The sequence below is a fragment of the Ruoffia sp. FAM 26254 genome (genome assembly GCF_045528545.1).
GTDB classification, from domain to species: Bacteria; Bacillota; Bacilli; order Lactobacillales; family Aerococcaceae; genus Ruoffia; species Ruoffia halotolerans.
Genome location: NZ_JBGQQY010000079.1, coordinates 1 through 5,278, shown reverse-complemented (window position 1 = coordinate 5,278; position 5,278 = coordinate 1). Strand labels below are relative to the sequence as shown.

The 5,278-nt window shown below is 34.7% G+C and carries 6 protein-coding genes and 1 pseudogene; 3 read left to right on the top strand and 4 right to left on the bottom strand.

The genetic code is table 11. The features are described 5' to 3' along the window. Positions 1 to 182 precede the first annotated feature (182 nt). Positions 183 to 809 (bottom strand): HD domain-containing protein, encoded by a 627-nt coding sequence (locus ACEN3Z_RS11550; protein WP_138403819.1) that lies wholly within the window; start codon positions 807 to 809, stop codon positions 183 to 185. A gap of 90 nt (positions 810 to 899) precedes the next feature. Here ACEN3Z_RS11550 and ACEN3Z_RS11545 point away from each other — a divergent pair, with 90 nt between their 5' ends. The 3 genes from ACEN3Z_RS11545 to ACEN3Z_RS11535 all read left to right on the top strand — a co-directional run bounded on the left by ACEN3Z_RS11545 (position 900) and on the right by ACEN3Z_RS11535 (position 3,297). Further along, entirely contained in the window at positions 900 to 1,757 is an 858-nt protein-coding gene (locus ACEN3Z_RS11545) for a GNAT family N-acetyltransferase (protein ID WP_407090948.1), read from the top strand. A 12-nt stretch (positions 1,758 to 1,769) separates the two neighbouring features. Then, complete coding sequence (locus ACEN3Z_RS11540; RefSeq protein WP_138403821.1) at positions 1,770 to 2,288, top strand: NUDIX domain-containing protein; 519 nt, start codon at positions 1,770 to 1,772, stop codon at positions 2,286 to 2,288. 97 nt (positions 2,289 to 2,385) lie between these two features. Further along, positions 2,386 to 3,297, top strand: coding sequence for a hypothetical protein (locus ACEN3Z_RS11535; RefSeq protein WP_138403822.1), 912 nt, complete (start codon positions 2,386 to 2,388; stop codon positions 3,295 to 3,297). Between the two features lie 58 nt (positions 3,298 to 3,355). Here the strand turns inward: ACEN3Z_RS11535 and ACEN3Z_RS11530 are convergent, their stop codons facing one another. From ACEN3Z_RS11530 to ACEN3Z_RS11520, 3 genes and pseudogenes are all read right to left on the bottom strand, one after another. Next, complete coding sequence (locus ACEN3Z_RS11530) at positions 3,356 to 4,012, bottom strand: hypothetical protein (protein ID WP_138403823.1); 657 nt, start codon at positions 4,010 to 4,012, stop codon at positions 3,356 to 3,358. After that, positions 4,005 to 4,637 carry a hypothetical protein gene (locus ACEN3Z_RS11525; RefSeq protein WP_407090947.1) on the bottom strand — a complete coding sequence of 211 codons (633 nt, stop codon included), beginning with the start codon at positions 4,635 to 4,637 and terminating at the stop codon, positions 4,005 to 4,007. Before ACEN3Z_RS11525 ends, ACEN3Z_RS11530 begins: the two co-directional genes overlap by 8 nt. A gap of 516 nt (positions 4,638 to 5,153) precedes the next feature. After that, a pseudogene (locus tag ACEN3Z_RS11520) lies at positions 5,154 to 5,278 on the bottom strand (IS256 family transposase); the annotation flags it as partial.

Here is a 5,278-nt window from a genome sequence, read left to right as displayed (position 1 = left end):
GTTCCTCTATGGTAAGATGTGTGTAGCTCATAACAGACCTCCGTGTTTATGTTTTTGTCATTACTAACATTTTACACGAACCTGTTATGGGTTTCTTTATTTGTCGCACTTAATTTTACAATTCATCGTATAAAAATAACATTATCTAGGAAGAAGCTCCTAAGATAATGTTGTAAATATGATTAGTTTTGTTTGTATTTTGAGTACAGAGGTTCAAAAGCTTTACGAAAGGCTGTTTCGTCCGCAAGAGTCGCATGAACTTTTTTTAAGTTCTCGACATTAGGCTCGTATTCTAGCCAAAGTTTAATTCGTCCTGAAGGACCATATTTCTCAATCATATGCGTATAAACCCGTTTAAAAGTATCCTCTTTAACGTAGTCAGGATAGTGATCCAAACTATATAGAATGGTTCGACTCAGTAATCTTTCAAAGTTGATATCGCGATCCGCCTCAGAAATAATCTTGCCATAAAGTGAACGGGGTTCATAAGGTAAAGATGCACGGTGATCTTCTGCTGCTTGGGCAATCGTCTTTATTTCATTATCAGTAAAAAATGTTTTTAAGACAAAATCCGCTTCGATAATTTTACGAGAGGCTGATTCATGTCCTTGTCGGCCAAACTTTAAGCCAATATCGTGATAAGCTGCGATAGCATAGACAATGTTTAGATTCACATTATAATTTTTTGCGATATCCAAACTATTCTCAATTACTTGATATACATGATCAGGTTGATGAGCGCCATCATAGGCTTTGTACTGAGGAATTATTTTTGATTCAATATACTCAACTAATTTTTGATTTATCATTTTAACACCTCATTGATATTTTTGTTAGTATAACATAATTAGAATTAAATGTGCTAAAATTAGAATTAATTAAAAAATAGGGGAAATAAGATGAAGATAGAAGCAAGAAACACCTTAGATAATACGACAATAAAGCAAATCAATGAATTAGAAGCAATGGTTCAAACGCATGACGGAACATATCATGATATTTATTTAGATAATCGCTTTAATTTTGACCAAAGAATGCCCGCATTTTTATTTGCTTGGGTTGAAAATTACTTGATTGGTTTTCTATCCATATATGCTGATAATATTGAAGAAGCTGAATTATCAGTGATTGTGCACCCAACTTATAGACAACAAGGTATTGCCACAGCTCTAATAGAACAAGCTAAAGAGATTATTAAATCCTTTCGTATTGCTGATATATCTTACATAAGTGAGCGACGCTTCATTGACAAAACGAATTATCTACACAGAACGTATCAAATCGACTGGCACGAGACAGAATATTTGATGGAAGCTAAAGTAATGGTTGAGCAAGAATATCCAGAAGCAACTATCCAAGTACGAAAAGCAGTGATGACAGATGCGAGAAGTATCGCTTCATTTCAAGCAAAAGTTTTCGAGAGTTCTTTTCAAGAAGCGATGACCTATGCAGAAGGCAGTATTGGTGAAGATGATCATGAGATCTTTGTTTTCTTGAATCAGGAGGGAGACATTGTTGGCTCCAGTTCAGTGAACACAACGGAAGAATATTATTATCTCTTTGGCTTAGCCGCGGATCCAAATTATCAAGGACAGGGCTTTGGAACGCAAGGTATCTATCAAATGATGAAGCAGTTAAATGCAGAGGACGAACGTCTATTTCGCTTATCAGTAGAAAAAGAAAATGCACACGCTAAACATTTATATCAAAAGAATGGCTTTGGGGTCATATCAGAAGTCGTTTATTTAAAAGAATAACGGAGGGAATTTTTGGAATTATGGGACTTATTTGATCGGAGTGGAAACATCGTTAGTACGAATCATGGACGAGGAGATACGATTCCTGAAGGTACCTATCATAAGATTGTGAATATTATTGTGCAGCATGTTGATGGGGATTATCTTTTAATGAAGCGTTCGGATGATAAAGAAAGTCGTGCAGGAGAATATGAGTTAACTGCTGGTGGAAGTACAATCAAAGGTGAAGACTTTAGTGAGGGTGCTTGGCGAGAATTATATGAAGAAACAGGGATTAAAGCAGATGCACTCTATGAATTGACGCCAGTCATTATTCGAGAAGAGAAACGATATTTACAAAAAAGTTTCTTTTGTTTAACTAATATAGATAAAAACTCCATTCAATTACAAGCAGGAGAGACTCAAGGTTTCCAGTGGTTGAGTGAAGACGAAGTCTTAGCTATATCAAATACAGATAGTTTAGTCCGTTTAACAAATGAAGTCATAGAGCGAATTAAAGAAATCAAATTAAAGCACCTTAAATTAACTTAAGAATGTCACAATAACGTCATAAACTTCAAGCAAACTTCACACCATTCCCTTTGAATGATTGCTATAATTGATATAACAAGCAATAGGGAGGGATTAGATGAGACGTATTCGTGATATTGTTTTAGCTTTATTATGTACGATAGCTATTGTCAATGTAACAGCCCATGATCAATCGATGACGCTAGAGCAACCGGAATTAATATTGGCCCAAGAGTTGAATGAGTTTGAAGGAATCCCAGAAGAGATTCAAGGTGTCTGGTCGTATGAAGGTGACATGACGAGTCAGTCGGCTATCTTGCGTGGTAACCAAATGATAATAACAGATGATTACAATGGCTCAGTCTACTATACTATTGATATGACTCAAGTTGAAGAGAACTTTGAAGTGGATGGTATTGACGATAATTCAGAGAGAACACTTTATATTCTTAACACAAATATTAATGATTATTCAATGCGTTATGGTGATGAAGAAGCAGCCATGACGACTGAAAACTTCTACTTTGTCTATGATGAGAATGAAGATATCTTAATCCCTCAGCCAGAAGTGACGTTTAACCGCAATGCTGAAGAAGAGCTTGCTTATATAATCCACGACAATATGATTACAGAACAACCAATTAACCGTGAACAATTACGTGAGGTCGATAGTGAATTTTTAGTCAATCGATATCATACTCATCAAGAAGCCGGTAGCGAAGATATATACTTAGAATTGTACCGAGATATTGCGAATGAATACCCTGATTTAAATCTATTGCGTAATGAGAACTATGAAACATACAGTGCAATTAGTTCGATTATTATCGCTAATTCAGAATTAACTTATGGAAGACTGAATCAAGCAGGACCCGATAAAGTCCTGTCACTATATCAAGAAGCTCAAAATAGTGCTAGCAGTGAAGATGTTGTAGTAAAAGAAATTTACCCAAGTATTGAAGCAGAAATCCAGGCATTCCATGACCGCCAATTAACGTATGAGAATTCATTGAGATATAGCGGAGAATAAGTTAAATATCCCCATCAGCAACCAAGCTGATGGGGATATTTGTATTTTATGATGAGGCTTAATCAAACAAAAGAAAATCGAGATCGTCAGGAACATCAGTTTCTAAATTGTAGACAACACCGTAGTCATCCTTAATATAAGTTGTATTAGTATTAGCTTCAAAACGTAATAGGGGAGTAGAAATATCATACATTGATACTTCCCATAAATTTCGATTGAACTTAATATTAGGCTCGTTGATATACAGGACGTGTGGCGTCCTACCTTGCGCCGAATTGGATGAAAAGTTGAAAGAAGCTAAATTTAGAATGCCTGGATTTTGTAAATCAAAGATAAAACGCCAAGTCTCACCACCACTATTTGCTACGATATCTGCTGTTGCTCGATAAGCTTCAGCATAGTCAATACCATGTTTTTCATTGAATGAGCTCACTTCTTCATTGGTCATAGAGTTAAAATCAATATGATCATCTATATAAGTTTGGATATTACTTAGACGTGTCCGGTTACTCAAATTAGTTGGATTCATGGTGGGTGAATTTTGGGTAATAACAACAACAGTATTATTTTTTTGATCAAAGTGAAAACCTGAAATAACTTGTGTTTCATCATCAGTTAGATAAGTTCCATCATAATCAAAGATTTGAGCTGAAACGATTTGAACCTGCGTGACGATTAAACCTAAAAGAATAATTAATTTTATTAACTTATTCATTTTGATTACCTTCTTCTAAGGTATAAACGATTCCGTACTCATCTGTGATACTGTCGGTACTCTCGTTCATCTCAAAACAAAGAATCCGTGGGTCTCCCATAATGCCAACAATCCATAAATCTTGGGATTGTAGAATTTCAGGTTTTGAAATCAAAATATCACTATTGAAGTCAGAATCAATGTCCGATAAAGAATGCACTCCCGGAATTTCTTGAAAAGCGAGTCTCAATGCATCCTTACGAGTCATCCAAGGCTCTACTTTATCTGCTGCTTCTAGCAATATTTTTGAATAATCTATATCGTCTAATCCCCATTTTTCGCGCATGTCATTTATTTCTTCAGCTGAGATAAATGGATCGATTAAAGCAGTATGGTTTCCACTGTTTCTAATCTCTAATAAACGACGAATATCTTCATTTTGACTCGACTGTTGAGTAAGAATAGTAATTGATTGCGACTCAGTATCGAAAGTAAACCCTCGTATCGCTTGGTTTTCATCGGTGAGATAAGTACCTTCATACGGAAAATCTCCAAAACCATCATGTGCTTCAACTAATGAAATTGTAAAGAAATTTATCAAAAATATAACGGCTAACGTAACTACAGTACTGCGTGAAAATTTCATTTAAACCATCCTCCTTGGAATTTATTGTTGACGAAATACTTTAGCAAATCTATACTTTCAGTAACAAAACAATTTTCAACTTCTTACTTATACTATAATAGATATGATGATAGTAAAGTTAATTTATTCATAAACGATGTTTTTTCACTCATAATCAGCCTAAAGTAAAGGAGTGCACAATGAATTTCAATATTTTTCAATATATTGTACCAACTTATATTTTATACTCATATTTCATTCAAAAGCCAAAAATAAATAAAGTAGTTTCAGGTTTTATATGTATCATCGTTGTTATAATCACAGCGCAATTAAATTTGAATTACCGTGAAGCTTTACAAACATTTTTAATATTTATGGTCTTTTTCGTATCGACTTACTGGCATTACAGAACTGTTTCTATTAGTACTATATATAGTGCTTTACCTTTAATTATTTATTACATAGCTACAGAATCAATGAGCTATCATGGGAGCGTCAAGAAGTTTGTGTAAATAAAGAATTCCTTCTGTAAAAGAATCAGCTCTCTGCTAGTGTTCCAAACATTTCCCATAGCTCTGCTTCAGCTTGCTGGAAACCGCGGTGGCTTCGGGTTAAAAATTTCTGATTGTAAAGATCGAAATTTGAAACTAAAAAGCGATCCA

Coding starts and splice junctions, on each gene's coding strand:
- ACEN3Z_RS11550 (WP_138403819.1), bottom strand. CDS start 809: ATGATAAATCAAAAATTAGTTGAGTATATTGAATCAAAAATAATTCCT.
- ACEN3Z_RS11535 (WP_138403822.1), top strand. CDS start 2,386: ATGAGACGTATTCGTGATATTGTTTTAGCTTTATTATGTACGATAGCT.
- ACEN3Z_RS11525 (WP_407090947.1), bottom strand. CDS start 4,637: ATGAAATTTTCACGCAGTACTGTAGTTACGTTAGCCGTTATATTTTTG.
- ACEN3Z_RS11530 (WP_138403823.1), bottom strand. CDS start 4,012: ATGAATAAGTTAATAAAATTAATTATTCTTTTAGGTTTAATCGTCACG.
- ACEN3Z_RS11545 (WP_407090948.1), top strand. CDS start 900: ATGAAGATAGAAGCAAGAAACACCTTAGATAATACGACAATAAAGCAA.